We start from the raw sequence: 26,756 nt of genomic DNA, 5'->3' as shown, positions 1-26,756 counted from the left end.
CGCTCGAACGGGCGCGGCCCGACCGAGCCGGTCGTCTCGGCATCCTTCGGTTCGATGCCCCCCGTCATGCCCATCACGGTGAGTTCCCGCCGCGGACGCGCGACGGACCCGGTCGCGTAGCCCTGGCCGTTGAGGGGGTGGCCGCATAGCCGAGGCTCGCGGCGGCCGGGACGTCGGCCGCCACGGTGCGGCTCTGGGCGATGGCGCCCCCGGCGGAGACCGTCAGGGCGGTCGCGACGAGCGCGGAACGGATCAGCTGGGCCGACATGGTGAGCCTCCTGGCTCTCGGGCCGGTCCGGCCCCCACGCGGCGCGGACCTCGATGCCGAGGCAGATGGGGCCCCGTGTCGCGAGGCAGCGTGCGGCAGCGCACGACGCCGGGTCCGCCGGACCCTCGTGTCTTCAGCGCCCCCGCGGCGGGTCCTGCGGGAGATGCCGGTTGTAGGCTTCCTCCTTCTCTTCCCGCTCCTTGATCATCTTCGCGTAGGCCTCGCGCATCTCCGGCGAGACCGCGACGTTGCGGCCCCGCATCGGCTTGCGCTTCGGCGCCTTCTTGAAGGTGTTGCTCGGATCGCTCATCGCATCGGCCCCCGGTCGAATGCCTCGCCGTCAGCATAGGGCGCGCCGCAGACAATCGCGAGACGCGTTCGCGAGACTTTGAGACGCCCGGCCCGACTGCTAAAAGCCGGCATCGCGCCGGTTCGCGAAACGGCCGGCCCCATCCTCACGGCACCGATCATGGACAAGTTCACCACCCTCGAAGGCGTCGCGGCGCCGATGCGGATCATCAACGTCGACACCGACCGCATCATCCCGAAGCAGTACCTGAAGACGATCAAGCGCACGGGCCTCGGCAAGGGCCTGTTCTCGGAGATGCGCTATCACGACGACGGCTCCGAGAACCCCGACTTCGTGCTGAACCAGCCGGCCTATCGCGACGCCAAGATCCTCGTCGTCGGCGACAATTTCGGCTGCGGCTCGTCGCGCGAGCACGCGCCCTGGGCGCTGGCCGATTTCGGCATCCGCTGTGTGATCTCGACGAGCTTCGCGGACATCTTCTTCAACAACTGCGCCAAGAACGGCATCCTGGCGATCGTGGTCTCGCCGGAGGATCTGGAGAAGCTGTTCGAGGACGCCGAGCGCGGCGCCAACGCGACGCTGACGGTCGATCTCGCCGCGCAGACGATCAAGGGGCCGGACGGCGGCACCCTGCATTTCGACATCGACGAGGGCCGCAAGCACAATCTGCTGAATGGGCTCGACGAGATCGGCCTGACGCTGGAGCGCGCACCGAAGATCGACGCCTACGAGGCACGGCTCGCGGAGCGCGGCTGGGCCTGATCGCGGGCCCGTCGTCACGGTTCGTTTACCATCAGGGCGCCTTAAAGATGGGGAATCGCTCGGATTCCCCAGGAGACGCCCCATGACGTCGCGCGCGAAGACCACCGCCCTCCTCTGCCTCGCGAGCCTCGCGGCGACGGGAAGCGCCCGCGCCGACTTCCAGTCCTGCCTCGCCGGCATCCAGGCGCAGGCGGCCGGTGCCGGCGTCTCCGCCCAGACCTTCCGGGCGGCGACGAGCGGCATCAGCTACGACGACAAGGTGATCGAGCTCTCGCAGGCGCAGCCCGAGTTCAAGACGCCGATCTGGGACTACATGGCGGCCCTCGTCGACGACGAGCGGGTCGACGACGGCAAGGCCGCCATGCGCCAGCACGCGCAGGCGCTCGCGGCGGCCGAGGCGAAGTACGGCGTCGACCGCTACACGATCGCGGCGGTCTGGGGGGTCGAATCGAATTTCGGCAAGAACCTCGGCAAGATGCCGCTGGTGCAGTCGCTGGCCACCCTCGCCTGCTCGGGCAATCGCCGGCGCGACTTCTTCCGCGGCGAGCTGATCGCCACCCTCAAGATCATCGAGCGCGGCGACATCGAGGCCTCGCGCCTCTACGGATCCTGGGCCGGCGCCTTCGGCCAGACCCAGTTCATGCCCTCGACCTACCAGCGCCTCGCGGTCGACCTCGACGGCGACGGACGCCGCGACGTGGTCGATTCGGCGGCGGACGCGGTGGGCTCCACCGCGAATTTCCTGCGCGTGGCGAAGTGGTCGAACGGGCACGGCTGGGGCTACGAGGTCCGCCTGCCCCGCGGCTTCAACACGGCCGCCGCCGGCCGCAAGAACAAGAAGCCGGTGGCGCACTGGACGAGCCTCGGCGTCACCCGCATCGACGGGCGGCCGCTGACCGCGGAAGGGCCGGTCGGCATCCTGGCGCCGGCGGGCGCGGACGGCCCCGCCTTCCTCGTCACCCGGAACTTCGACGCGATCTACTCGTACAACGCCGCCGAATCCTACGGGCTCGCCATCGCCGTCCTGTCGGACCGCCTGCGCGGCCGTCCCGGCATCCAGGCCGAGTGGCCCACCGACGACCCGCCCCTCTCCCGCGCCGAGCGCCGCGACCTCCAAGCCCGCCTCACCCGCCGCGGCTACGACGTCGGCGAGCCGGACGGCAAGGTGGGCGCCAAGACCCGCGAGGCGATCAAGGAGATCGAGGCGCAGCTCGGCATGCCGCGCACGGGGCGGCCCGGCGCGAAGGTGCTGGAGGCGCTGCGGCGGGGGTGATTCCGTTGCGGCCGACACGGCCGTCATCGCTCACCGTGACCCGTACGGATCGGCCGAGACGATAACGAATCTTGGCAGGAGGTCTCGCTGCGCCGTAGAGCGTTGGGGTCCGGAGCTCTCGTGGTAGCGCGCGACCAAAGATGCTACAGTAGCGCGCTACCAATGGAGAGGACGATGCCGCGCATTGCCCCCGAAGATGGCCTGACCAAGTTCCAGCGCTATCGAGAGGCCCGGCGCAGGAAGGGAATGAAGCTGCTCCGGGTGTGGGTACCCGATCCGGCAGCCCCAGGTTTTCAGGCTGAAGCCCGGCGCCAGGCCGCACTCCTGCGCGACGCGCCGGAGGAGGCGGAAGCGCTCCGGTTCATCGAGGGCGCTGCCGACTGGCCCGAACCGTGAAGCGCGGCGATCTCGTAACCGTCTCAGCACCAGGCGACTATGGCAAGCCCCGCCCGGCGGTGGTCGTGCAATCGGATTGGCTGGATGCGACGGACAGCGTGCTGGTGTGCCTTGTGACGAGCACGCTGCGCGATGCGCCGATCTTCCGGTTGACCGTGGAGCCCTCACCCGGAAACGGGCTGAAAACGACGTCGCAGATCATGGTCGACAAGATCGTCGCGCTGCGGCGCGAAAAATGCGGCGCGCCGATCGGTCATCTTGGTCCGGCGCCCTTGATGGCGCTGGGACAGATGCTGTCGGTCGTGCTCGGCATTGCCGATTAAGGGAGCGGCTGGCTCGTCATGGAAAAGCCCGCCGCGACGCGGTCGCAGCGGGCTCTCGCAATCCGGTGGAGCGGCGCTTCAGAGGACGCCAGCCCCGAAAAAGGCGTCACTCGGCGGCGGCGGGGGCCTTCTCGGCCTTGGCCGGACGGTCGGAGCGCTCGACGATGCGGGCCGACTTACCGCGGCGATCGCGCAGGTAGTAGAGCTTGGCGCGGCGGACCTTGCCGCGGCGGGCCACCTTGATCGAGTCGATCATCGGGGAATGCACCGGGAAGACGCGCTCGACGCCCTCGCCGTAGGAGATCTTCCGGACGGTGAAGCTCTCGTTGAGGCCGCCGCCGGACCGGGCGATGCAGACGCCCTCGTAGGCCTGCACGCGGGTGCGGTCGCCTTCCTTCACGCGGACGTTGACGATCACGGTGTCGCCCGGCTCGAAATCCGGGATGGTCTTGGCAAGACGAGCGACCTCTTCCTGCTCAAGTTGCTGGATGATGTTCATGGCAAAGCTCCGGCCGTTGCGCCCGCGCCCCGAGACGGGAATCGAGCGTCAGGATTTCGGCATCCTGTTGTGAGTTGGCGCTGCCCGTACACGAACCGGGGCCCCTTGTCGATTGCCCGTGCGCAGTTTTCGGCCCGCGGGTGCGGAGCGGACCCGTTGAGAAAATTCGCCCGGCGGTCCACATGGGACGGGGCGCCCCGCGCGCCGTTCCCGGCCGGCCTTGAACCGGCGCAGAGGACGAGGATCCGACGAAGCCATGTTCATCCAGACCGAAGCCACCCCGAATCCCGCCACCCTGAAGTTCTTGCCCGGCCGCGTCGTGCTGCCGGAGGCCACCTTCGAGGCGCGCGATGCCGAGGCCGCCGCCCGCTCACCGCTGGCGCAGCGCCTATTCGACGTGCCCGGCGTCGCCGGCGTCTATTTCGGGCACGATTTCATCTCGGTCACCAAGGCCGAGGGCGGAGACGGCTGGCCCCAGGTGAAGCCCGCCGTGCTCGGCGCCATCATGGAGCACTTCCAGTCGGGCGCGCCCGTCCTCGCCGAGGGCGTTTCCGTCGCTGAGGAGAGCGACGACGAATTCTACGACGAGGCCGACGCCGACACGGTGGCGACGATCAAGGATCTGCTCGAGACCCGCGTTCGGCCGGCCGTGGCGGGCGACGGCGGCGACATCACCTTCCGCGGCTACAAGGAGGGTGTCGTCTACCTGGAGATGAAGGGGGCCTGCTCTGGCTGCCCCTCCTCCACCGCGACGCTCCGGCACGGAGTGCAGAACCTGTTCCGCCATTTCCTGCCGGACGTGCGCGAGGTCCAGGCGGTCTGATCGCCGCCGACAGGGGGCCGCCGACGCAACGCGGCAACACTCGCCGCCGGCATGACGCTTCGGGGGCCGCGCCGCGCTGACGGGGCGGCCCTTTTGCCATACCATTTCGTTCGCGCTCGCAGCGCGTGGGATTTCGAGGGGCGACCGTCCGGCCCGTCGCCGGCGGCATCTGGAGTCAGCGTGCGTATCCTGGCCATCGACACGGCGCTCGACGCCTGCGCAGCCTGCGTCGCGACGGACACGTCGGACGACCTTCTGGCCGAGGAGAGCATGGTGCTGTCCCGCGGGCACGCGGAGGCCCTTCTGCCCCTTGTCGAGCGGGTGATCTCCCGGGTGGAGGGTGGCTTCGAGAGCCTCGACCGGGTGGCCGTCACGGTGGGTCCCGGCAGCTATACCGGCCTGCGCGTCGGGCTCTCGGCCGCCCGTGCGGTCGGGCTCGCCGCCCGCATCCCGGTCGTCGGCGTCACCACCCTGTCGGCGCTGCTCGCGCCGCTCCTGGCGATGAACGGCGGCGGCCTGATCGCCGCCGCGATCGATGCCCGCCACGGCGCCGTCTACCTGCAGGCGATGAGCGTCGGCGACGGCATCGTGGTGCCGCCGAGCCATCTCCCCGTCGAGGCCGCCCTCGACCGTCTCGGGACGGGGCCGCTCACCCTGGTCGGTTCGGGCGCGCCAGCGCTCGCCGCCGCCGCGAAGGCCCGCGGCATCGCGGCCGAAATCGCCGGCACGCACCCGCCCGAGATCGCTTGGGTCGCCTCCCTCGGCCTCCTCGCCGATCCGGATCAGGCACTGCCCCGACCCCTCTACCTGCGCGGTCCCGACGCGCAGCCGCAGGACCATGCGAGGCTCGCCCGCCGATGACGCGACCGGTCTCCCCGTTCTGGCCCCTCGAATGGTGGCTCGCCTGGTGGGATGCCTGGGGCCCCGAGCCCTACGTGGCGCCCCTGCGCGATTCCGGGCAGGCGCGGGCGCTGGCCCGCATCCACGCCACCGCCTTCGCCCGCCCCTGGGACGCGCACGAGTTCGAGCGGATGCTGTGCGAGCGCTCGACCGAGGCGCACGCCCTCTGGCGGGCCGGCGCGGTCCAGGGCTTCATCCTCTCCCGCCGGGTCGGGGACGAGGCCGAGATCCTGACCCTGGTCCTCGCCCCCACCGCGCGGGGCGGCGGCCTCAGCCACCGCCTCCTGCGCGAGCACCTGACCCATCTCGCCCATGCGGGCGTGCGCCTCGTGCATCTCGAGGTCGACGAGGGCAACCGGCCGGCGCTCCGACTCTACGCGCGCCACGGCTTCACGCAGGTCGGCGAGCGCACCGGCTACTACACCCGTGCCGACGGCAGCCGGACGACCGCGCTCACCATGCGCGCGACGCTCGCCTGAGCCGGCCTGCGCCCCGGACGATGAGCGCCCTCCTCACAGCCCTGCGCCTCGCGCTGTGCGCGCTCGCCTTCGCGGTGCTGATAGGCCCGCACTGGCTGAGCCTGCGCTTTGGGCGCGGCCGGGTCGCCGCCCACGCGCCGGCCTTGTTCCACCGGATCGTCCTGCGGATCTTCGGCGTGCGCGTCACGCAGAGCGGGACGCCGCCCGCCCTCGGCGAGCCGGCCCTGGTCCTCGCGAACCACGTCTCCTGGCTCGACATCGCGGCGCTCGGCTCCCTGCGGCCGCTCTCCTTCGTGGCGAAATCCGAGATCGCGGGCTGGCCCCTGATCGGGACGCTCGCCCGCCTGCAACGCACCGTCTTCATCGACCGCGCCCGCCGCGCGGCCACCGCGCACGTCAACGCCACGGTGGGGACGCGGCTCGCCGCGGGCGATCTCATCGTTCTGTTCGCCGAGGGCACGACGGGGGACGGCAACCGCATCCTGCCCTTCCGCTCGTCCCTCGTCGGCGCCGCCCGCGCCGCGATCCAGGCCGAGGGCGCCCGGCTCGACCGGATCCGGCTGCAGCCGCTGGCTATCACCTATCCGCGCCGGAACGGCCTGCCGCTCGACCGGAACGAGCGGCCGGAGGTGGCGTGGTACGGCGACATGGAACTCGCGCCCCATCTCGCCCTGTTCGTGCGCCGCGGGCCGATCGACGTGCACGTCGTCTGGGGCGCCCCGATCACCTTCGAGGCGGGCACGGACCGAAAGGTGGTGACGGCGCTGGCGGAGGCCCAGGTCCGCGCCGCCATGCGGCGGGCCGTGACCGGGCGGCCGGAGCCGCTGGCGCCCTGCGAGGAGCGCCGCGAGCCGGCTGGCCCCACCGCCGATCTCGGCGCCGCAGGCCTCCCGGCCGTCTAACGAAGCATTCCCGTCTCCGGACACGGCGAATTCCTCACCCTGTCCCTCTCGGAACGAGAAGGGACCCGCGCCCGGTCCATCCGCGTCGAGGCGGGCGGACGCCCCACCTCCCCCGTCGGAACGGGAACGGGCCGCCACCTCGTGGGTGACGGCCCGTCCGGGAAGGCGTGGCCGGCGCGGAGCCCGCGCCGGGTCTCGTGGATCAGGCCGCGGCCTTCGACGCGCTGCCGGTCTCGACCGACGCGATCGTCTTCAGGACCTGCGAGGCGATCTGGTAGGGGTCGCCCATGGAGTTCGGGCGGCGATCCTCGAGATAGCCCTTGTAATCGTTCTTCACGAAGCTGTGCGGCACGCGGATCGAGGCGCCGCGGTCGGCCACGCCGTAGCTGAACTTGTTCCACGGCGCCGTCTCGTGCTTGCCGGTCAGACGCATGTGGTTGTCCGGGCCGTAGACCGCGATGTGGTCTTCGATGTTCGCCTCGAAAGCCGCCATCAGCGCCTCGAAATAGGCCTTGCCGCCCGTCTCGCGCAGGTACGTCGTCGAGAAGTTGCAGTGCATGCCCGAGCCGTTCCAGTCGGTGTCGCCGAGCGGCTTGCAATGGTACTCGATGTCGATCTCGTACTTCTCGCAGAGGCGCTGCATCAGGTAGCGCGCCATCCACATCTCGTCGGCGGCCTTCTTGGAGCCCTTGCCGAAGATCTGGAACTCCCACTGGCCCTTCGCCACCTCGGCGTTGATGCCCTCGTGGTTGATGCCGGCGGCGAGGCAGAGGTCGAGATGCTCCTCGACGATCTGGCGCGCGACCGAGCCGACATTCGAGTAGCCGACGCCCGTGTAGTACGGGCCCTGCGGGGCGGGGAAGCCGGTCTCGGGGAAACCGAGCGGGCGGCCGTTCTTGTAGAAGAAGTATTCCTGCTCGAAGCCGAACCAGGCGCCCTCGTCGTCGAGGATGGTGGCGCGCTTGTTCGAGGGGTGCGGGGTGGTGCCGTCCGGCATCATCACCTCGCAGAGCACCAGCACGCCGTTGCTGCGGGCGGGGTCCGGAAAGTGGCGGACGGGCTTCAGCACGCAGTCGGACGAGCTGCCCTCGGCCTGCTTGGTCGAGCTGCCGTCGAAGCCCCAGAGCGGGAGTTGCTCAAGCGACGGGAAGCTGTCGAATTCCTTGATCTGGGTCTTGCCGCGCAGGTTCGGGGTCGGCGCGTAGCCGTCGAGCCAGATATATTCGAGTTTGAATTTCGTCATTGGAGATCTCTCGTCACCTGCTCATGCGATTCTGGCGTTGATTCTTGACGATCCGTCGCAGCCTCCGGCCGAAGCCCTCGTTAGCATGAATGATGCCAGCTTCGTTCCGGGGTCTTCTGCCCGCGCGTCGCCACTCCGTACGCCCCGCGCTTCTGCTCACGCCCGCGTTAACGAAGGCTGTGCCGCCCATCGCGTGGGCTCCGCGCGGGGGCGCTGCCGCCTCAAGCAGGCCCGTTGCACGGATCGGATGCAGGTCAAAAAAGCGCCAGGAGCCTATGCCGAGCGAATTGGCAATACCTTGGCTGCGCAAATTGCCGGCAAATGCTGATTTTATTGCAAGCAGGCGGTGCAAAGCCTGTGCAGCGCCGATATCTTGAACCGGAGCCTCGGTTCGAGGTTGTCGCGTCACAGGGAGATACGGTCCGATGACAGCGAGTCCCCGTCGCGAGACGGCCAAGATCTACCAGTTCCCCGTGCGGCCGCGGGCGGCCGGCTGGCACGCCGGCACACCGAAGGCTGCCGCGGCCTCCTATCCGGTCGTCGAGACCGGCGCCGGCGCCTGGTACCACGAGGCGGCGATCCAGGAAGCCGAGCGCACCCGCAAGCCCTGACCTCGTCAGGTTCCGAAGATCGACCAGCCCATCCGCCGGGTCAGCGCCTCGAGCGCGATCCGGCCGAGATGCGAGTTGCCGGCGGCGTCGAGGCCCGGCGACCAGACGGCGATCGACGCCTTGCCCGGAGCGACCGCGAGGATGCCGCCGCCGACCCCGCTCTTGCCGGGCAGGCCGACGCGATAGGCGAACTCGCCCGAGCCGTCGTAATGGCCGCAGGTCAGCATGATCGCGTTGATGCGGCGTGCCCGCTCCGGCTGCACCACGAGATGCCCGGTCGCCGGGTTGCGCCCGGAATGGGCGAGGAAGCGCCCGGCCTTCGCGAGCTGGCGGCAGGTCATCGCGATGGCGCAGTGGTGGAAGTAGACGCCGAGCGTGTACGCGACCGGATTCTCGATCACGCCGAAGGATTTCATGTAATTGGCGAGCGCACTGTTGCGGAAGCCCGTGCGCTGCTCGGAGGCCGCCACCGCCTCGTCGATCGCGATCGACGAATCGTCGGCCACGAACTGCATGAAGCGCAGGATCTCGCCCAGCGCCTCCCGCGGCTGGTGGCCTGACAGGATCACGTCGGTCACCGCGATCGCGCCCGCGTTGATGAAGGGGTTGCGCGGGACGCCCTGCTCCCGCTCCAGCTGCACGATGGAGTTGAAAGGGCTCCCCGAGGGCTCGCGCCCGACCCGCCGCCAGAGCCGGTCGCCGACCGTGCCGAGCGCGAGCGTCAGAGTGAACACCTTCGAGATGCTCTGGATCGAGAAGGCGACGTCGCTGTCGCCCCCCGCGGCCACGTTCCCGTCCGCGTCGATCACGACGAGCCCGAAGGCCTGCGGGTCGACCCGGGCCAGTTCCGGGATGTAGGAGGCCACCTCGCCGCGGTCCGGCCGCTGCCGCATCTCCTCGGAGATCTCCCGCACGGCACGCTCAAGCTCGGTCACGCACACCTCGTCATTCCGGCCCCGGCCGGTTCGGCGCCCGGGGGCAAGCAAGCGCGGCGCCAGCGCGCCGCCAGAGCGCCGCCAGAGCGCCGCCAGAGCGCCGCAGCGTGAATCGGGCCGCGCGACGCCCGGTGAAAAACGTGGTAGACGCGCGCCCTCGATGATCCATCCGGCCCCCGCGACGCGCGGACGGGCCCGCCCCCTACGCCGTCCGGGACCCGAATCGTTGAAGAAAGCCTTCGTCCGATCCTACGGATGCCAGATGAATGCCTACGACGCCGCCCGCATGGCGGACGTGCTCGGGCAGCAGGGCTACGCGGCGACCGATTCCGTCGAGGACGCGGACGTCGTCGTCCTCAACACCTGCCACATCCGCGAGAAGGCTGCCGAGAAGGTCTATTCCGAGCTTGGACGCCTGCGCGTGCTGAAAGGCGAGCGCCGGCAGGAGGGCCGCGACACCCGCATCGTGGTGGCGGGCTGCGTGGCGCAGGCCGAGGGCGCCGAGATCCTGGCACGGGCGCCTGCCGTCGACGTGGTGGTGGGCCCCCAGAGCTATCACCGGCTGCCGGAGCTCCTGGAGCAGTCGCGGGAGAAGCGCGTCGTCGACACCGAATTTCCGGTCGAGGACAAGTTCGACCACCTGCCCGCGCGGCGGAACAGGGGCGTCTCCGCCTTCCTCACCGTGCAGGAGGGCTGCGACAAGTTCTGCGCCTTCTGCGTTGTGCCCTACACCCGCGGGGCCGAAGTCTCGCGCTCGGTCCCGGCCGTGCTCGCCGAGGCGCGCGCCCTCGCCGAGGGCGGCGTGCGCGAGATCACGCTGATCGGGCAGAACGTGAACGCCTATCACGGGGCGGGCCCGGACGGCGGGCCGGCGACGCTCGCCGACCTGATGCGCGCCGTGGCCGAGATCCCCGGCATCGCGCGCCTCCGCTACACGACGAGCCACCCCAACGACATGGGCGAGGACCTGATCCGGGCCCATGCCGAGATCCCCGCCCTGATGCCCTACCTGCACCTGCCCGTGCAGTCGGGGTCGGACCGGGTGCTCGCGGCGATGAACCGGCGCCACACCGGCGACGCGTACCGCCGCCTGATCGACCGGGTCCGTGCGGCCCGGCCCGACATCGCCCTCTCCTCCGACTTCATCGTCGGCTTTCCCGGCGAGACCGACGCGGAGTTTTCCGAGACGATGCGCCTCGTGGCCGAGATCGGCTTCGAGAGCGCCTTCTCGTTCAAGTACAGCTCCCGCCCCGGCACGCCCGCGGCGGAGCGCGCCGACGCGGTGCCGGAATCCGTGAAGAGCGAGCGCCTCGCCGCGCTCCAGGCCCTCCTCGACCGGCAGCGCCACGCCTACCAGAAGGCGGCGGTGGGCCGGACGACCGAGATCCTCGTCGAGAAGGCCGGGCGTCACCCGGGGCAGGTCGCCGGCAAGACGCCGCACCTGCTCGCCGTGCAGGTCGACGCTCCGGCCGCCAGCATCGGCACGATCCTGCCCGTGCGCATCGTCGAGGCCGGCGCCAACAGCCTGTTCGGCGCGACCCTGTCCGAAGCGGCCGCCGCGTGAGACCGTTGACCAGAAGGACATCCGCTTGAGCACGAGCGACGGAGCCTCCGGCCGTGGGGGCGCCTTGCGGGGGCGCGGCCCCGCTTCCCGGCCCGGCGAGATCATGGAGACGGTCGAGGTGTCGCTGACCTTCGACGACAACCGCCTCGCGAGCCTCGTCTTCGGCCAGTACGACCAGAACGTCGCCCATATCGAGCGCCGCCTCGGCGTGACGGCGACGGCGCTCGGCAACCACCTCGTCGTGAAGGGCGCGCCGGACGCGGCCGAGAAGGCGCGCCGCGTCTTCGAGCGGCTCTACGCCCGCGCCCAGGAATCGGGCACCGCGCTGACGCTCGGCGACGTCGATGGCGCCATCCAGGAGACGACAGTCCAAGGCAACCTCTTTCCCTCGGCCGAGATCGCCGCCGAATCCGACCGGCCGCAATTCGACCAGATCGCCACCCGCCGCCGCGGTGCCGTACGCGCCCGCAGCGCCGCGCAGGACGCCTACATCAAGGCGCTCCGCAGCAACGAGCTCGTCTTCGCGGAGGGGCCGGCCGGAACCGGCAAGACCTGGCTCGCCGTCGGCCACGCGGTCTCGCTCCTGGAGCAGGGCCACGTCGAGCGCCTGATCCTGTCGCGCCCGGCGGTCGAGGCGGGCGAGCGGCTCGGCTTCCTGCCCGGCGACATGCGGGAGAAGGTCGATCCCTACCTCCGCCCGATCTACGACGCCCTCTACGACTTCATGGAGGCGCGCCACGTCGACCGCGGCCTGCAGACGGGGCAGATCGAGATCGCGCCGCTTGCCTTCATGCGCGGGCGCACGCTGACGAACGCCGTGGTGCTCCTCGACGAGGCGCAGAACACGACCTCGATGCAGATGAAGATGTTCCTGACCCGGCTCGGCGAGAACTCGCGCATGATCGTCACCGGCGATCCGAGCCAGATCGACCTGCCGCCCGGCCAGCGCTCCGGTCTCGTCGAGGCGGTCTCGATCCTCGACGGGGTCGAGGGGATCGGCCGCGTCACCTTCAGGGACGTCGACGTGGTGCGTCACGACCTCGTCCGCCGCATCGTCACGGCCTACGAGAAGGCGTCGCACGGCGAGGCGGAGGCCGACCGCAACCCGAACCCGCGCCGCCGCCCGCTCGCCTGACATGCCTCTCGAGATCGACGTCGCCGTGGAGGACCCGCGCTGGGAGGGCGTCGCGCCCGATCTCGAGGCGCTGGTGATCCGCGCCGTCGAGGCGGGGTACGCCGCCGCACCGGGGGCACCCGGGGGCGCGCTCGAGGTCAGCGTCCTGCTCACCGACGATGCCGCCGTGCAGGCGCTGAACCGCAGCTGGCGCGGCAAGGACAAGCCCACCAACGTGCTGTCCTTCCCGGCCGCCCCGCAGCCCGCAATCGCCGGGATGGCGGCCCCGCTCGGCGACGTCGTCCTTGCGTATGACACGATGCTGCGCGAGAGTGCCGAGCAGTCGAAGCCGCTCGCCGATCATCTCGCGCACCTTCTCGTTCATGGCACGCTGCACCTTCTCGGCCAGGACCATGAGACCGGCGAGGCCGAGGCCGATGCGATGGAAGCCCTCGAAGTGGCGGCCCTGCGCACCCTCGGCGTGCCCGACCCCTACGCCGATTGAGGCAGACGCCCGGCGCATACCCCAGACCCGAGAGACATGACGAACGATCGAAGTCGCGGCGCGGCCCAGGCCGCGCTCCCCTCCGCAGACGGTGAGGCCGGCGCCCGCGAGCCCTGGTACGACCGGCTGCTCCAGGCCCTCCACCTGAAGCCGCGCGATTCGCTGCGCGACGACATCGAGGGGCCCTCTCCGAGCCCGACAACGGCGAGAACGCCTTCTCGCCCCTGGAACGGGCCATGCTCAAGAACGTGCTCGGCCTGCACAAGGTGCGGGTCGACGACGTGATGATCCCCCGGGCCGACATCGTCGCGGTCTCGATCGACACGAGCCTCGGCGACCTCCTGAAGCTGTTCCGTACCGCCGGGCACTCGCGTCTGCCGGTCTATGGCGAGACCCTCGACGACCCCCGCGGCATGGTCCACATCCGCGACTTCGTCGACCATATCGCGGCCCGCGCCGAGGCCGGGGCGCGCCGCGCTGGCGCGAGCGCGCCCGAGCCTGCGCCCGCCGAGGAGAAGCCCGTGCCCCGCACCCGCCGCAACGGCGGCGCGCGGGCGCTGCGCTCGCTCAACCTCGCCCATGTCGATCTCGCCGCGACGCTCGCGGCGACGCGCATCCAGCGGCCGGTCCTGTTCGTGCCGCCCTCGATGCCGGCGATCGACCTGCTCGTCCGGATGCAGGCGACCCGCACCCACATGGCCCTCGTCATCGACGAGTACGGCGGCACGGACGGCCTGATCTCGATCGAGGACCTGATCGAGATGGTGGTCGGCGACATCGAGGACGAGCACGACGTCGCCGAGGGAAGGCTGGTGCAGCGCCTCGACGGCGAGGCCGAGATCTTCGTGGCCGATGCCCGCGCGGGCCTCGCCGAGGTCTCGGAGGCGACCGGCGTCGATCTCGTCGCGGCCGTCGGCGAGATGGCCGAGGAGATCGACACGATCGGCGGCATGATCGTCACGCTGGCCGGCCGCGTGCCCTCTCGCGGCGAGCTGATCGCGGGACCCGGCGATCTCGAATTCGAGGTTCTCGACGCCGATCCCCGCCGCCTCAAGCGCCTGCGCTTCCAGCGGGGCCCGGCCAAGATCGAGGCGGTCGTCCCCCTCGCCCTGCCGCCGCCGAAGCCTTCGGCCCCGAGCGTCGAGACCCACGGCACGTGACCGCGGGCGAGGCGTTGCTCCGGGCGGACCTGCCCGCGCGCGACCAAGCGGGCGGCCCCCTCGCCGCGCCCGTGCGCTGGCTGGCGCTCGCCCGCGGCTGGCGCCGGCTCGGCGTCGCGATCCTGGCCGGCGCGCTGGGCGCCCTCGCCATGCCGCCCTTCGGCCTGCTGCCGGCGCTCGCCGTCTCGCTGACCCTCGCGGTCTGGCTGATGGACGGGGCGGCCGCGGGCCGGGCCGGGCTCGCCCGCACCCTCATGCCCTGCTTCCTCGTCGGCTGGGCCTGGGGCTTCGGCTACCTCACGGCCGGCCTGTGGTGGCTCGGCTCGGCCTTCCTCGTGGAGGCGGACGAGTTCGCCTGGGCGCTGCCCCTCGGCGTCGTCGGCCTGCCCGCCGTGCTCGCCCTGTTCTACGGCGCCGGCTTCGCGGCCGCGCGCCTGCTCTGGTCCCGGAACGCCGGCCGCATCGCGGCGCTGGCCGTCGGGATCGCCGCGGCCGAGTGGCTGCGCGGCCACCTCTTCACGGGCTTTCCCTGGAACACGCTCGGCATGGCGCTCGGCCAGGATCTCTGGCTGATGCAGGCAGCCTCCTTCGTCGGGCTCTACGGGCTGACGCTGCTCGCCGTCCTGATCTGCGCCGCGCCCGCGACGCTCGCCACCGGCGCGCATCCCCGCGCGCGCTACGGGCCGACGGCCGCGGCCGCGATCACGCTCGCCGCCCTCGCCCTCTGGGGAGCGGAGCGCGTGCCGCCCGGCCACTCGGCGCCGGTCGCGGGCGTGCGACTGCGCCTCGTGCAGCCGAACCTGCCCCAGGACGCCAAGTTCCGCCCCGAGAACCGGGAGGACATCGTCGACCGCTACGTCGAGCTGAGCCAGCGCCCGCCCGAGGCCGGCGCGCCGGCGCCGACCCATGTGATCTGGCCCGAATCCGCCTTTCCCTTCCTGATCCAGCGCGACCCCGCCTCGCTCGCCAAGGTCGGCGCCGGCCTGCCGCCGGGCGCGCGCCTCGTCACGGGCGCGGCCCGCGCCGAGGAGCCCCTGCCGGGCGAGCGCCTGCGCTTCTTCAACGCCATCATGACGATCGAGGCGCCCGGCCGCATCAGCGACACCTACGACAAGGTCCACCTCGTCCCCTTCGGCGAGTACCTGCCGGGCCCCCTCGACGCGGCCCTGCGGGCCCTGGGCCTGCGCCAGTTCGTGTCGGTGCCGGGCGGCTTCTCGGCCGGGAGCCGCGCGGGCCAGCGCATCCTGACCGTGCCCGGCCTGCCGCCGGCCGCCGCCACGATCTGCTACGAGGCGATCTTCCCCGGAGCCATCGTGCCCGCCGGGCAGGCGGGCGCCGCGGAGCCGGCGCCGGGCCTGATCCTGAACGTCACCAACGACACGTGGTTCGGCGACACGCCCGGCCCTCGCCAGCACTTCGCGCAGGCGCGGCTGCGCGCCGTCGAGGAGGGGCTGCCGCTGGTGCGCGACGCAAACACGGGCATCTCGGCCGTGGTCGACGCCTACGGGCGCGTCACCGCGAGCCTGCCCCTCGGCCGCGAGGACGTCCTCGACGCCGACCTGCCCGCCCCCGTGCCCGGCCGCACCCTCTACGCGAGGCTCGGCGACATTCCCTTCGCCCTGATGCTCGCGGGCGCGCTCCTCTGCGCCCTGGCGGCTTGGCGCCGGGCGTGAGCGCCGGGGAGAGCCGGCCGCCCATCCTCCTCCTCGGGGCCGGCCTCCTGCTCGTGGCGTTCAACCTGCGCCCGGCCCTGACTACGGTCGGCCCGCTGCTTTCCGGCATCCGCGCCGAGACCGGGCTCGGCGCGGCGGGCGCGGCCTTCCTCACGACGCTGCCGGTCCTGTTCCTCGGGATCGCCAGCGCGCTGGGTCCCACGATCAGCCGCCGCCTCGGCCCCGACCGCGGCGTCCTCCTCGCGATCCTCGTCGTGGCCGCGGGCCTGTCCCTGCGCGCGCTCGGCGGCCTCGTTCCCCTGTTCCTCGGCGCCTGCGTCTCGGCCGCCGGGATCGGGCTCGCGGGCGGGCTGCTCCCCGGCCTCGTCAAGCGCGACTTCCCCGGCCATGTCGGTCTGGTGACGGGCCTCTACACGATGACCCTCTGCCTCGGCGCCGCCGCAGGCTCGGGGCTGACCGTGCCGCTCCTCGACATCCTGCCCGGCGGCTGGGCGGCGGCGCTCGCCGCCTGGGCCGTCCCGGCGCTGATCGCGAGCCTCGCCTGGGCGCCCCTCGCCCTCGCCCGGCCCCACCGGGCCGCCGCGGGAGCGGCCGGCTCGATGATCGCGGGGATCGCCCGCCATCGCCTCGCCTGGCAGGTCACCGGCTTCATGGGCCTGCAATCCTCGCTCGCCTACATCGCCTTCGCGTGGCTGCCGAGCGTGCTGCAGGATCGCGGCCTCAGCCCCGTCGATGCCGGCTTCGTCGCCTCGCTGATGAGCCTGGGCCAAGCCCCGAGCGCGCTCCTGGTGCCGACGCTCGCCGCCCGGGCGCGGGAGCAGCGCGCCTACGTCGTCGCCCTCGTGAGCCTGACGGTCTGCGCCTTCCTCGGCCTCCTGATCGCGCCGACCGGGCTCGTCGCGCCGCTGGCGGTCGGCCTCGGCTTCGGCCTCGGCGGCACCTTCGGCCTGGGGCTGACCATCATCGTCCTGCGCGCCCGCGATCCCGCCAGCGCCGCGGCGCTCTCGGCGCTGGCGCAGGGCGTCGGCTACGCCATCGCGGCGCTCGGCCCCTTCGGCTTCGGCCTCGCCCACGAGACGGACGGCTGGAACCTGTCGGCGGCCCTGTTCTGCGCCTTCGCGCTGGGCGCCCTGCTGTTCGGCCTGCATGCGGGCAGGGCCCGGACGATCTCGGCGGAATCCGAGCCGGTCGCGCGCTGACGCGGGCCGGCCACGCTCAGCCCGCCTCGCTCCAGCCGTCGAAGCCTTCCAGCGGCTCCTGGTCGTAGCGGCGCATCAGCCGCTCCATCGCGGCCTCGTCCGCGAGCCGGTTCTCCGCGGCGAGCTTGGCCAGACCCTCGAAGAAGCCCTCGCGCTCCAGGGCCGGCGTGAAGCTTAAGGTGAAGTGCACCGGGGCCTGCGAGCGGTTGGCGAAGGCGTGCGGCTGGCCGGGCGGGATCAGCACGAAGTCGCCGGGCCCGAGATCGACGTCCCGCCCGTCGATCCGCATGGCGAGCGTGCCCGCGTGCACCTCGAAGGTCTCGGTGAGCGCCGCGTGCCGATGCAGCCCCGCCCCGGGCGAGCGCGCCGCCAGCGTGACGCCGTAGATGCCCATCGCGTCGTGGGTCGAGGCGCTGCGGGCGAGGTAGGTGATCTCCATCCCGTTGATGCGGACATGCGCGCCCTCGCCGGCTCGGAGGATCTGGCCCATGCATCGTCTCCCGGATCGTTGCGCGGCCCCGGCGGGGCGCCCTCGCATCTGATGTGCGCACGCGGCCGCGAAACGAAAACCCCGCCCGGTCGGGGACCGGGCGGGGCGATGGCGTCCCGAACGGGGCGGGAGGCTTACTCGGCGGCGACCTTGTGGGCCTGCGAGCCGTCCGTGTAGGTCTCGGGCGTCAGGCGCTTGCCCGGCGCGGCGCGGCCCGGCAGCGGCGGCAGGGCCTTGGCCTTCTCGAGGTCGATCCCGGCGCCCTCGGCGACGCGGCGGCCGTAATCCTCGTCCGCGTGCCAGAAGTGCCAGACCATCCGGAGCTGGATGGGCTCGGGGCACTGCTTCATGTCGGCGACGAGGTTGGCGATCAGGTCCTCGCGCTCCCAATCCGCGAAGGAGCGGTAGCGGATTCCCGCCTGGGTGTAATCGTCCTCGGTCCGGGAGGTCTGGTAGCGGCCGAGATTGCCGCTCACAGGCTGGTGGTAGTCCTTCGCGGGCTTGGGCGCCTCGCGCAGGCCCTCGGCGAGCGTCGAGGGCTCGTAGTTGATGTGCCGGTTCGGGCCGGTGCCGTCGACCCCGTAGGTCATCTGGCCGTCGCGCTGGTTCGAGTAGACCTTCACGCCGGGCTGCGGCGCGTTGATCGGCAATTGCAGGTAGTTCGCGCCGACGCGGTAGCGCTGCGTGTCCGAGTAGGACAGGGTCCGGCCCTGCAGCATCTTGTCGTCCGAGAAGTCGATTCCGTCGACGAGCACGCCCGTCCCGAAGGCCGATTGCTCGACCTCGGCGAAGAAGTTGTCGGGCACCCGGTCGAGCACCATGCGGCCCACCGGCAGCAGCGGGAACTGGTCGACCGGCCACAGCTTCGTGTCGTCGAGCGGATCGAACGACAGGTGGTCGTTCGGCCCGTCCGGCATGATCTGCAGGCAGAATTCCCATTCGGGGAAATTGCCGGCCTTGATGTTGTCGTAGAGGTCGCGCGTGGCGTGGCCGACATCCTTGGCCTGGATCTCGGATGCCTGGGCCGAGGTCAGGTTGCGCACGCCCTGCTTGGGCTCCCAGTGGAACTTGCAGAGCACCGCCTCGCCCTGATCATTGACGAGCTTGTAGGTGTTGACGCCCGAGCCCTCCATCTCGCGGTAATTCGCGGGGATGCCCCAGGGCGACTTCAGGTGGGTCACCATGTGGATCGCTTCGGGGTGCTGGGCCACGAAGTCGAAGAAGCGCCACGCCTCCTGGCGGTTCGTCACCGGATCCGGCTTGAACGCGTGGATCATGTCGGGGAACTTGATCGCGTCGCGGATGAAGAAGACCTTCAGGTTGTTGCCCACGAGGTCCCAATTGCCGTCGACGGTCTTGAACTTCACCGCGAAGCCGCGCGGGTCGCGCTCGGTCTCCGGGCTCTCCTTGGCGCCGGCCACGGTGGAGAAGCGCACGAACATCGGCGTCCGCACGCCGGTCTCGTTCAGAACGCGGGCGCGGGTGTACTTGGAGGCCGGCTCGTTGCCGATCTTGCCGTAGGCCTCGAAATAGCCGTGGGCGCCGGCGCCGCGGGCGTGGACGACCCGCTCCGGAATCCGCTCGCGGTCGAAATGCGTGATCTTCTCGATGAACTGGTAGTTCTCGAGGGTCGCCGGGCCGCGCTCGCCGACCGTCCGCGTGCTCTGGTTGTCGCGGACCGGATGGCCCTGGCGGGTCGTCAGAATGGGACGTTGGTCGCTCATGCGTGGCGCCTCTCTGGATGTTCGGATGCGTCGTGCCGGATGCCGGGGCAACGCCCGGCAGGCTGGAACCGTTCTGGGCTGCCGTTATGAAGGCGGCGCGACCCATTGGCAAATGCATCGTCGCAAAGGCCGTGATAGACGGCGTCTATGAATGTCGCCGGCATCTCCCTTCGCGACCTCGAATACGTGGTGGCCATCGCCGACGAAGGTCATTTCGGCCGGGCGGCCGATCGCTGCAATGTGAGCCAGCCGACCTTGAGCGTTCAGGTCCGCAAGCTGGAGGAGGCCCTCGGCCTCGCCCTGTTCGAGCGCTCGAACCGGCGCGTCCTGCAGACGCCCGCGGGCCAGGTCATCGTCCGGCAGGGGCGCGCCGTGCTGGCGGAGGCGCAGCGCCTGCTGACCCTGGCGAGCGAGGGGCGCGGCGCCCCGCTGACCGGCCGCCTCGTCCTGGCGGCGATCCAGACGCTCGGCCCCTATTTCTTCCCCCTGATCCTGCGCCTGATGCGGCAGGAATTTCCTCTGCTCTCGCTCGCCTTGAGCGAGGCGCGCACCGCCGAGATCCTGGAGGGGTTGCGGGACGGGCGCATCGACGCCGCGCTGGTTTCCCTGCCGCTGCCCCCGGCCGGCCTCACCGTCTCGCCGCTCTTCGTCGAGCCCTTCTGGCTCGCCTGCCCGGCCGACCACGCCCTCGCCCAGGGTGGGGCCCTGCGCGCCACCGACATCGCCGGGCCGGATCTGCTGCTCCTCGACGAGGGCAATTGCCTGCGCGACCAGACGGTGGCGGCCTGCGGCGCCGGCAGCAGCGTCGGCCGCCACGCCACCAGCCTGGAGACCCTGCGCTCGATGGTGGCGGCCGGCGCCGGCTACACCCTCCTCCCGGCGCTCGCGGTGCCGGCGGGCCCGGACCCGAGCGGCCTCGTGGTGACGCGGAGCTTCGACGCGGACGGCCCCGGCCGCACCATCGCGCTCGCCTGGCGCTCCAGCGACCCCCGCGCCGCCGGCCTCTCGCACCTCGCCGCCTTCTTCCGCGCGCACGCGCCGCCGAGCACGGCGGCCTGCCGGGACGATGACGGCTTCCCCTAGCCGCAAAGCCGTCTCGCCCCTCCTTTGGTCGGGGAGACCGCGCCGCCGGCCTGTCGAGCACGGGTCCCCTCTCTCGTTCGGGAGAGGGACAGGGTGAGGGGTGCAGGTCTTTCCGGAGAGGTCGCATCCTTCACCCGGTCCGCCTTTGGCGGACCCGACCTCTCCCGGACGGGAGAGGTGGGGCAGGCTCGACGTTGGAAACCCGGCAGCAATGCTGGGCGCTGCAGGAATCCGTCGTACGACCTGGCCGGCATCGACGCGCGGCGGAAACGACCTGATGCCCAAACGCTCTCTGTTCAATTCCTATCTGGACGGCCTGGAGCGCGCCTTTCGGTTACTGATATCCTCATTCGTAGCCTTGGTTGCTGGTGCCCTCGGCTACGTTCTGCTCTGCTTGGCGATCGCATCTCCCCTGCTCGTGATCTTGGTGCTGATTTTTCCGCCCTTCCTCCTCGTCGTGCCGCTGCTGTTGCCAGCCATCCTGATGGATCTCTACCCGAGGTGGGTGCTCCCCATCGCCCTGTTCGTGTTCGTGCTGCTCCCGTCGCTGTCGTTGGTGCTGCCGAAGAACGACTGGCTGCAGCAGATCGGGATCGTCATCCTGGGGACGATGTCGGCCTGCTTGCTGCAGGTCTACGTGTCGTCTGGAATCCGCACCGGGCATGTCGGATTCGGCCTTGTCCTCGGAGCCATCCCTGGATCGATAGCATCGGCCGCTTTCGCGCGCTGCGTTCGCGATTTATGGGATGCGGAGGAATGACAGTACGCTCCTGTCCGGGGGCCTCCCACCGTGACAGGCCGGCCATTCCGGTGTAGCGCCGCGCCTCGGTCCGCGCGGCGCGCGGGCTCCCAGGATCATTGCCCCGCCTTGCCCGCTTCCCGTTCCCTCGGCCGCAGCCTCGGCCTCTGGGCGCTGCTGATCGCCGCGTCCGGGATCCTCGCCTACGCTCTCGCGCTCGCCCGCTTCCCCGCCGCCCTCCTGCTCGGGCCGATGCTCGCCGCCATCGCCTTCGGCGTGCGCGGTGCCGGGATCGCCCTGCCGAAGGCCCCCTTCCAGGCCGCGCAGGCCCTGATCGGCTGCCTCGTCGCCCACGCCGTCAACGCCGAGATCACCGGCACCCTCCTCGACGACGGGCTCCTCATCCTCCTCGTCGTGCTGGTGACCGTGGCGGCGGGCGCCGTCGTCGGCGTGGTGCTCACGCGGATGCGGATCCTGCCCGGAACCACCGCCGCCTGGGGCTCCTCGCCCGGCGGGGCCGCCGCCATGGTGGCGATGGCCGAGGAATACGGCTCGGATCCGCGCCTCGTCGCCTTCATGCAATACGTGCGGGTCGCCGCCGTCGTCCTGTCGGCCTCCCTGGTAGCGTGCCTCCTCACCGATACCGACCTGCCGGCCGGCGCCGGACAGGCGGTCGCCCCCGCCGCGCCGCTCGGCTCCGTGCTGGCGACGCTCGCCATCGCCACCCTCGGCGCCGGCATCGCGCTGGCCCTGCGCCTGCCCGCCGGCGCCCTCGTCGGCCCGATGCTCCTCGGCTCCGCGCTGCACGCGACGGGGATCGCCAGCATCAGCCTGCCGGCCTGGCTCCTCGACGGAGCCTACGCCGTGATCGGCTGGTATGTGGGCCTGCGCTTCACCCGCGAGACCCTGCGGGAGACGCTCCACGCCTTCCCCGGCATCGCGGCGGCGACGCTCGCGGTCATCGCGCTCTGCGCGGCCTGGGCCTTCGGCCTGACCCGCATCCTGCCGATCGACTTCCTCACCGCCTTCCTGGCGACGAGCCCGGGCGGATTCGATTCGGTCGCCATCATCGCGGTCGGCTCCAAGGCCGACGTGTCGTTCGTGCTGGCGGTGCAGACCCTGCGGCTGTTCGTGGTGCTGGTCACCGGGCCGATCCTCGCCCGGTGGATCGCGCGGGCGGCGCCGCCCGATCCGGCCGTGCGGGGCTAGAGCCGTGCGCGCCCTCGTTCTCGCCTTCCTGAATTCCTGGCGCGGCCTCGTGCACGGCGCCCGCACCGAGCGGGCGGTGCGCCAGGAGCTCGCGCTCCTCGGCCTCGGCATTCCCGTCGCGCTGATCCTCGGCACGAGCCTGTGGGTGCGGGTGGCGCTCGTCGCGAGCCTCCTCCTGATGCTCGCCGCCGAGTTCCTGAACACCGCGATCGAGAAGCTCTGCGACCATCTCCACCCGGACCGGCACGCGCGGATCGGCGTGGTCAAGGATCTCGCGTCGGCCGGCACCTTCCTGGCCCAAGCGATCGCCCTGATCGTGTGGATCGCCGCGCTGATCGATCGCGCGGCTTAAGATCCGGCCGGCGCTCGCATTTCGGGCCACGAAGGGCTATGTCGCGATCTACGTCCCGACATCCCGTTCATGATCGCTCCGGCCCGTGACCGATTACATCCGCAAGATCCTCACCGCCCGCGTCTACGACGTCGCGATCGAGAGCCCGCTCGACCCGATGCCGCGCCTTTCGGCCCGCTACGACCGGCCGATCCTCCTCAAGCGGGAGGATTTGCAGCCGGTCTTCTCGTTCAAGCTGCGCGGCGCCTACAACAAGATGTCGGGCCTCGACGGTGAGCAACTCGCCCGCGGCGTCATCTGCGCCTCGGCGGGCAACCACGCCCAGGGCGTCGCCCTCTCCGCCGCCAAGCTGAACGTCCGGGCCGTCATCGTGATGCCGCGCACCACGCCGGCCATCAAGGTCGATGCCTGCCGGGCCCGCGGCGCCGAGGTGGTGCTGCACGGCGACACCTTCGACGAAGCCCTGGCCGAGGCGAAGCGCCGCGAATCCGAGGAGGGCCTGACCTTCCTCCACCCGTTCGACGACCCGGACGTCATCGCCGGCCAGGGCACGATCGGCATGGAGATCCTGCACCAGCATACCGGGCCGATCGAGGCGATCTTCGTGCCGATCGGCGGCGGCGGCCTCGCCGCCGGAATCGCCACCTTCGTCAAATACTTGCGGCCCGAGACGAAGGTAATTGGCGTCGAGCCGGACGATGCCGCCTGCATGGCTGCGGCACTCGCCAGCGGCGAGCCGACGACGCTCAACAGCGTCGGCCTGTTCGCCGACGGCGTCGCGGTCCGCCGCGCCGGCGAAGAGACCTTCCGCCTCTGCCGCGAGAGCCTGGACGGCGTCATCACCGTCGACACCGACGCGATGTGCGCCGCGGTGAAGGACGTCTTCGACGATACCCGCGCCATCTCCGAGCCCTCGGGGGCGCTGGCGCTCGCCGGCGCCAAGCTCTACGCCGAGCGCGAGGGCGGGTCCGGCACGCTCATCGCCATCTCCAGCGGCGCCAACCTTAATTTCGACCGCCTCCGCCACATCGCCGAGCGGGCCGAGATCGGCGAGCAGCGGGAAGTCCTCCTCGGGGTCACGATCCCGGAGCGGGCGGGCGCCTACCGCACCTTCATCGGCACGCTCGGCCCCCGCGCCATCACCGAATTCAACTACCGTTACGCGAAGGATGCGGACGCGCAGATCTTCGTCGGGGTGAACCTCGCCGGCGGTTTGCCCGAGAAGCGGGCCCTGATCACGTCGCTGCGCGAGGCCGGCTACGCTGTCCTCGACATGAGCGACAACGAGATGGCCAAGGTCCACATCCGCTACATGGTCGGCGGCCGCGCGACGGGGCTCAAGGACGAGCGCCTCTACCGCTTCCAGTTCCCGGAGCGGCCGGGCGCGCTGCTCCGCTTCCTCGACAGTCTCGGGGAAGGGTTCAACATCACGCTGTTTCACTACCGCAACCACGGCGCTGATTACGGCCGGGTGCTGGCCGGGATCGCGGTGCCGGAGGCCGAGCGCGCCCGCTTCCAGAAGGCGGTCGACGACCTCGGCTATCCCTGCACCGACGAGACCGACAACCCGGCCTACCGGCTCTTCCTCGACAATGGCGGGAAGGCCGCGGCGTAGGCGCGGGAGAATCGCGCTCCGCGATCGCGCGGCAGGGGCGCTGTCAGGCCGGACCGAGGGCCGCCTTCTCGACCTCGTAGGCGGCCCGCACCGTGGCCTTACCGTAGGTGCGCTCCAGCCGTCGCACGGTGAAATGCGCCCGCGCCGTCGACTGGAAATGATCCATGAACGCCGTGTTGACGGCGGCACCGCCGACCGCCCCGAGGATCGGCACGGCCTGCGCGGCGACCTTCTGCGAGACGACGACGCCGAAACGCGCCGCGATCTGGGCCGAGAACCGGATCAGTGCGGGCGCGGTCTCGTCGACGAGGGCGCGGCTTCCGGCGTAGCGGGCCGCCTCGCTAAGGGTCTTGGCGAGCGCCGCCCGCACCGCGAAGTAGCCGCTCTCGGCCAAGCCCGTCTCGCCGCCGCGGCCGCCCAGGGCGAAGACCTGGACGCAGGCGAGCGCGCCCTCCGGCGTCTCGATGTCCTCCCCTTCCTCCCGGGCGATCTCGGCGATCGAGCGCAGCATCAGCGTCGTGGAGAGCGGGAGTTCGACGGCGAGCGTCGCGAGGCCGAAGGCGCCTCCAACCGCACCGGAGATCGCGGCGAGCGCCTTGTGGGTGGCCTCGCTCGAGCCGAGGAGCCGCGCGATCAGACCCTCGCGCGGGAGCCCGGCGGGCGCGACCTCCCGGCCCTCCGAGACGACCGCCTTCTTCGGCAGGGTCGCGAGCGCTACGCGAAGCGCGCCGCGCATCGCCGATTCGGTCGAGCGCGCGACCGCGTCGGTGACGGGGGCCGGCAGCGAGCGGCCGATGATGTCGAGTGGGGCGCCGGCCGCCGCCGAGAGGCGGGCGGCGAGGCCGGGGCGCTCCAGGGCGCGCACGGCCCGGCGCAGGGCGGCGAGATCCTCGTCGCTCAGCGCGCGCGGCTCGGAATCGACCGGGATGGGCAGGGTCTCGCCGGCGAGGGTGATGTCGCTCACGTCTGAGGTCCCTTGTCTGGTCACTGGGAGGTGGGGCTCGCGGAAAGTCCGGTCAAGGCAAGCGCTGCGGCCTGCACATGGTTCCGGATCCCGACGCGCCGCTCACGCCTTCGCGGCGATGGCCTCCTCCTCGGGCGGCGGGCCGTCCTCGGCCGCGTCGTCGGCGCCCTCGCGCAAAGCGATCAGGGCGAGGCAGAGGAGCGCCACGGGGATGCCGATCGCGGCCGAGGCCGCGAAGAATTTCGGGTAGCCCATCGCGTCGACCATGAAGCCGGAGAAGCCGCCCACGAACTTGCCGGGAAGCGCGTAGAGCGAGGAGAGCAGCGCGTACTGCGTCGCCACGAAGGCCGGGGAGGTCAGGCTCGACATGTAGGCGATCAGCGCCGTGCCGGCGAAATTGCCCGCGAAATTGTCGATCGAGATGCTCGCCACGAAGAGCCAGGTATCGTGGCCCGAGACCGCGAGCCACGAGAACATGAGATTCGACGCTGCCGCGACGATGCCGCCGAACAGCAGCGAGGCCTGGAGCCCGAACCGGATCACCGCGAAGCCGCCGGCCAAGGCCCCCACGATTCCGACGATGACGCCGTAGACCTTGGTGACGTTCGCGATCTCGGTGAGGGAGAATCCCTGCTCGATGTAGAAGGGCTGCGCCATCACGCCGGAGATGATGTCGGGCAGGCGGTAGAGCATGATCAGGGACAGGATCAGGATCAGCCGCGCACCCTTCCGGCGGATCAGGTCGCCGAAGGGCTCGACCACGGCGATCTGGAGGGTCCGAGCGACCGAGCGGTTCTCGTCCGGCACCGCGACCGGATCCTGACGGGGCGCCAGCAGCGCCGCGACGATGCCGACGAGCATCAAGAGCGCCATCGCCCCGTAGGCGAGCGACCAGCCCGCCCCTTGCGCGATGTAGAGCGCGCCCGCCCCGGCGAAGGCCCGCGCGACCGCGTAGCCGAGCTGGTAGGCGGCGAGCATCACGCCCTGGCGCTCCGTCGGCGCGGCATCGATGCGCCAGGAATCCACGACGATGTCCTGCGTGGCCGATGCGAAGGCCGTGATGAGCGCGCAGACCACCATGAAGCTCAGGGATGCGGACGGGTCGCCCTGGCTCATGCCGATCAGGCCGGCCGCCACAGCAAGCTGCGACAGCAGCATCCACGCCCTCCGGCGACCGAGGAGCCGCGCCAGAACCGGCAGGTCGAGCCGGTCGATCACGGGCGCCCAGATGAATTTCAGCGAGTAGGCGAAGGAGACGTAGGACAGAAGGCCGATGCTGGTGCGCTGGATCCCGGCGGTGGCAAGCCACGCCGAGAGCGTCGAGAACACGAGCAGGATCGGCAGGCCGCAGGCGAAGCCGAGGGCGAGCATCAGGGCAATGCGCGAATCCTCAAGGACGTCGCGCATCCGCAGCCGCGGCCGGGGCGCTTTCGCGGAGGCGGACGGGCGCTCGAGCTTGGCGGGCATGGTGCTGGAACTCCTCGGGCTCGAGACGTCTTGTTCCGCAAAAATCGTGGCAGCCTTGCGCTCGTGCCCGTATCGCGGTCGCCGAATCGCGAGATCTCAGGCGTGGGGGAACATGGTCGACGAATTCTTAACGGGCAGACCTCATCTTGACGGTGGACAAGGCAGCGCAGGCGG

General features: G+C 71.2%; 28 protein-coding genes and 1 pseudogene. 20 read left to right on the top strand and 9 right to left on the bottom strand.

Features of this window, described 5'->3' with window-relative positions:
- Positions 1–73 precede the first annotated feature (73 nt).
- Together DK389_RS18835 and DK389_RS33465 are read right to left on the bottom strand one after the other, a co-directional pair.
- On the bottom strand, positions 74–268 hold the full coding sequence (locus DK389_RS18835) for a hypothetical protein (protein WP_109891815.1): 195 nt from the start codon (positions 266–268) through the stop codon (positions 74–76).
- A gap of 133 nt (positions 269–401) precedes the next feature.
- Complete coding sequence (locus DK389_RS33465) at positions 402–578, bottom strand: hypothetical protein (protein ID WP_194075088.1); 177 nt, start codon at positions 576–578, stop codon at positions 402–404.
- A 159-nt stretch (positions 579–737) separates the two neighbouring features.
- On the opposite strand from DK389_RS33465, the gene leuD reads away from it, so the two are divergent.
- The 4 genes from leuD to DK389_RS18815 all read left to right on the top strand — a co-directional run bounded on the left by leuD (position 738) and on the right by DK389_RS18815 (position 3,332).
- Positions 738–1,340 (top strand): 3-isopropylmalate dehydratase small subunit, encoded by a 603-nt coding sequence (leuD, locus tag DK389_RS18830; protein ID WP_109891813.1) that lies wholly within the window; start codon positions 738–740, stop codon positions 1,338–1,340.
- A gap of 82 nt (positions 1,341–1,422) precedes the next feature.
- Positions 1,423–2,613 (top strand): lytic murein transglycosylase, encoded by a 1,191-nt coding sequence (locus DK389_RS18825; RefSeq protein WP_109891811.1) that lies wholly within the window; start codon positions 1,423–1,425, stop codon positions 2,611–2,613.
- A 174-nt stretch (positions 2,614–2,787) separates the two neighbouring features.
- Positions 2,788–3,009, top strand: coding sequence for an antitoxin MazE family protein (locus tag DK389_RS18820; protein ID WP_109891809.1), 222 nt, complete (start codon positions 2,788–2,790; stop codon positions 3,007–3,009).
- Positions 3,006–3,332, top strand: a complete 327-nt coding sequence (locus DK389_RS18815) for a type II toxin-antitoxin system PemK/MazF family toxin (RefSeq protein WP_109891807.1) — start codon at positions 3,006–3,008, stop codon at positions 3,330–3,332. Before DK389_RS18820 ends, DK389_RS18815 begins: the two co-directional genes overlap by 4 nt.
- 106 nt (positions 3,333–3,438) lie before the next feature.
- On the opposite strand, the gene rplS is transcribed toward DK389_RS18815, so the two are convergent.
- Entirely contained in the window at positions 3,439–3,831 is a 393-nt protein-coding gene (gene rplS, locus DK389_RS18810) for a 50S ribosomal protein L19 (RefSeq protein ID WP_109891805.1), read from the bottom strand.
- Between the two features lie 256 nt (positions 3,832–4,087).
- Between rplS and DK389_RS18805 the strand changes: the two genes are divergently transcribed.
- From DK389_RS18805 to olsA, 4 genes are all read left to right on the top strand, one after another.
- The gene (locus DK389_RS18805) at positions 4,088–4,654 is read left to right on the top strand and encodes a NifU family protein (RefSeq protein ID WP_109891803.1); all 567 of its coding nucleotides are present in this window, start codon (positions 4,088–4,090) and stop codon (positions 4,652–4,654) included.
- Positions 4,655–4,834: 180 nt separating this feature from the next.
- Positions 4,835–5,515 (top strand): tRNA (adenosine(37)-N6)-threonylcarbamoyltransferase complex dimerization subunit type 1 TsaB, encoded by a 681-nt coding sequence (gene tsaB / locus DK389_RS18800; protein WP_109891801.1) that lies wholly within the window; start codon positions 4,835–4,837, stop codon positions 5,513–5,515.
- Positions 5,512–6,033 (top strand): GNAT family N-acetyltransferase, encoded by a 522-nt coding sequence (locus DK389_RS18795; protein WP_109891799.1) that lies wholly within the window; start codon positions 5,512–5,514, stop codon positions 6,031–6,033. Before tsaB ends, DK389_RS18795 begins: the two co-directional genes overlap by 4 nt.
- A gap of 20 nt (positions 6,034–6,053) precedes the next feature.
- Complete coding sequence (gene olsA, locus DK389_RS18790; protein ID WP_109891797.1) at positions 6,054–6,935, top strand: lyso-ornithine lipid O-acyltransferase; 882 nt, start codon at positions 6,054–6,056, stop codon at positions 6,933–6,935.
- 202 nt (positions 6,936–7,137) lie between these two features.
- Here the strand turns inward: olsA and DK389_RS18785 are convergent, their stop codons facing one another.
- Positions 7,138–8,178 (bottom strand): glutamine synthetase beta-grasp domain-containing protein, encoded by a 1,041-nt coding sequence (locus DK389_RS18785; RefSeq protein ID WP_109891795.1) that lies wholly within the window; start codon positions 8,176–8,178, stop codon positions 7,138–7,140.
- A 425-nt stretch (positions 8,179–8,603) separates the two neighbouring features.
- Between DK389_RS18785 and DK389_RS18780 the strand changes: the two genes are divergently transcribed.
- Complete coding sequence (locus tag DK389_RS18780; protein WP_109891793.1) at positions 8,604–8,789, top strand: DUF2735 domain-containing protein; 186 nt, start codon at positions 8,604–8,606, stop codon at positions 8,787–8,789.
- Positions 8,790–8,794: 5 nt separating this feature from the next.
- Here the strand turns inward: DK389_RS18780 and DK389_RS18775 are convergent, their stop codons facing one another.
- A complete protein-coding gene (locus DK389_RS18775) occupies positions 8,795–9,724 on the bottom strand; it encodes a glutaminase (protein WP_109891791.1) in 930 nt (309 codons plus the stop codon).
- A 226-nt stretch (positions 9,725–9,950) separates the two neighbouring features.
- On the opposite strand from DK389_RS18775, the gene miaB reads away from it, so the two are divergent.
- The 6 genes and pseudogenes from miaB to DK389_RS18745 all read left to right on the top strand — a co-directional run bounded on the left by miaB (position 9,951) and on the right by DK389_RS18745 (position 16,939).
- Positions 9,951–11,288 carry a tRNA (N6-isopentenyl adenosine(37)-C2)-methylthiotransferase MiaB gene (gene miaB / locus DK389_RS18770; RefSeq protein WP_109891789.1) on the top strand — a complete coding sequence of 446 codons (1,338 nt, stop codon included), beginning with the start codon at positions 9,951–9,953 and terminating at the stop codon, positions 11,286–11,288.
- A gap of 25 nt (positions 11,289–11,313) precedes the next feature.
- The gene (locus DK389_RS18765) at positions 11,314–12,423 is read left to right on the top strand and encodes a PhoH family protein (protein WP_109891787.1); all 1,110 of its coding nucleotides are present in this window, start codon (positions 11,314–11,316) and stop codon (positions 12,421–12,423) included.
- A gap of 1 nt (position 12,424) precedes the next feature.
- Entirely contained in the window at positions 12,425–12,907 is a 483-nt protein-coding gene (gene ybeY, locus DK389_RS18760) for an rRNA maturation RNase YbeY (protein WP_109891785.1), read from the top strand.
- Positions 12,908–12,943: 36 nt separating this feature from the next.
- A pseudogene (locus DK389_RS18755) lies at positions 12,944–14,067 on the top strand (hemolysin family protein).
- Between the two features lie 29 nt (positions 14,068–14,096).
- The gene (lnt, locus tag DK389_RS18750; protein ID WP_109896570.1) at positions 14,097–15,740 is read left to right on the top strand and encodes an apolipoprotein N-acyltransferase; all 1,644 of its coding nucleotides are present in this window, start codon (positions 14,097–14,099) and stop codon (positions 15,738–15,740) included.
- A complete protein-coding gene (locus DK389_RS18745) occupies positions 15,737–16,939 on the top strand; it encodes an MFS transporter (RefSeq protein WP_109896568.1) in 1,203 nt (400 codons plus the stop codon). Before lnt ends, DK389_RS18745 begins: the two co-directional genes overlap by 4 nt.
- 16 nt (positions 16,940–16,955) lie before the next feature.
- Here DK389_RS18745 and DK389_RS18740 read toward each other — a convergent pair whose 3' ends face one another.
- Positions 16,956–17,429, bottom strand: a complete 474-nt coding sequence (locus tag DK389_RS18740) for a cupin domain-containing protein (protein ID WP_109891783.1) — start codon at positions 17,427–17,429, stop codon at positions 16,956–16,958.
- Positions 17,430–17,563: 134 nt separating this feature from the next.
- A complete protein-coding gene (locus tag DK389_RS18735) occupies positions 17,564–19,153 on the bottom strand; it encodes a catalase (protein WP_109891781.1) in 1,590 nt (529 codons plus the stop codon).
- Positions 19,154–19,300: 147 nt separating this feature from the next.
- On the opposite strand from DK389_RS18735, the gene DK389_RS18730 reads away from it, so the two are divergent.
- The 5 genes from DK389_RS18730 to ilvA all read left to right on the top strand — a co-directional run bounded on the left by DK389_RS18730 (position 19,301) and on the right by ilvA (position 24,151).
- Positions 19,301–20,236, top strand: coding sequence for a LysR substrate-binding domain-containing protein (locus tag DK389_RS18730; RefSeq protein WP_109891779.1), 936 nt, complete (start codon positions 19,301–19,303; stop codon positions 20,234–20,236).
- 211 nt (positions 20,237–20,447) lie between these two features.
- Positions 20,448–20,996: a hypothetical protein gene (locus DK389_RS18725; protein ID WP_162560720.1), complete on the top strand. Its 549-nt coding sequence runs from the start codon at positions 20,448–20,450 to the stop codon at positions 20,994–20,996.
- Positions 20,997–21,104: 108 nt separating this feature from the next.
- Entirely contained in the window at positions 21,105–22,184 is a 1,080-nt protein-coding gene (locus DK389_RS18720) for an AbrB family transcriptional regulator (RefSeq protein ID WP_109891775.1), read from the top strand.
- Between the two features lie 4 nt (positions 22,185–22,188).
- On the top strand, positions 22,189–22,536 hold the full coding sequence (locus tag DK389_RS18715; protein ID WP_109891773.1) for a diacylglycerol kinase: 348 nt from the start codon (positions 22,189–22,191) through the stop codon (positions 22,534–22,536).
- Positions 22,537–22,621: 85 nt separating this feature from the next.
- The gene (gene ilvA, locus DK389_RS18710; protein ID WP_109891771.1) at positions 22,622–24,151 is read left to right on the top strand and encodes a threonine ammonia-lyase, biosynthetic; all 1,530 of its coding nucleotides are present in this window, start codon (positions 22,622–22,624) and stop codon (positions 24,149–24,151) included.
- Positions 24,152–24,194: 43 nt separating this feature from the next.
- Here the strand turns inward: ilvA and DK389_RS18705 are convergent, their stop codons facing one another.
- Together DK389_RS18705 and DK389_RS18700 are read right to left on the bottom strand one after the other, a co-directional pair.
- Entirely contained in the window at positions 24,195–25,115 is a 921-nt protein-coding gene (locus DK389_RS18705; RefSeq protein WP_109891769.1) for an EcsC family protein, read from the bottom strand.
- 102 nt (positions 25,116–25,217) lie between these two features.
- A complete protein-coding gene (locus DK389_RS18700) occupies positions 25,218–26,582 on the bottom strand; it encodes an AmpG family muropeptide MFS transporter (protein WP_236960167.1) in 1,365 nt (454 codons plus the stop codon).
- Positions 26,583–26,756: the final 174 nt, after the last annotated feature.

Origin of the sequence: Methylobacterium durans (assembly GCF_003173715.1) — a bacterium.
Classification (GTDB): Bacteria; Pseudomonadota; Alphaproteobacteria; order Rhizobiales; family Beijerinckiaceae; genus Methylobacterium; species Methylobacterium durans.
This window is presented reverse-complemented; position numbering and strand designations above follow the sequence as displayed.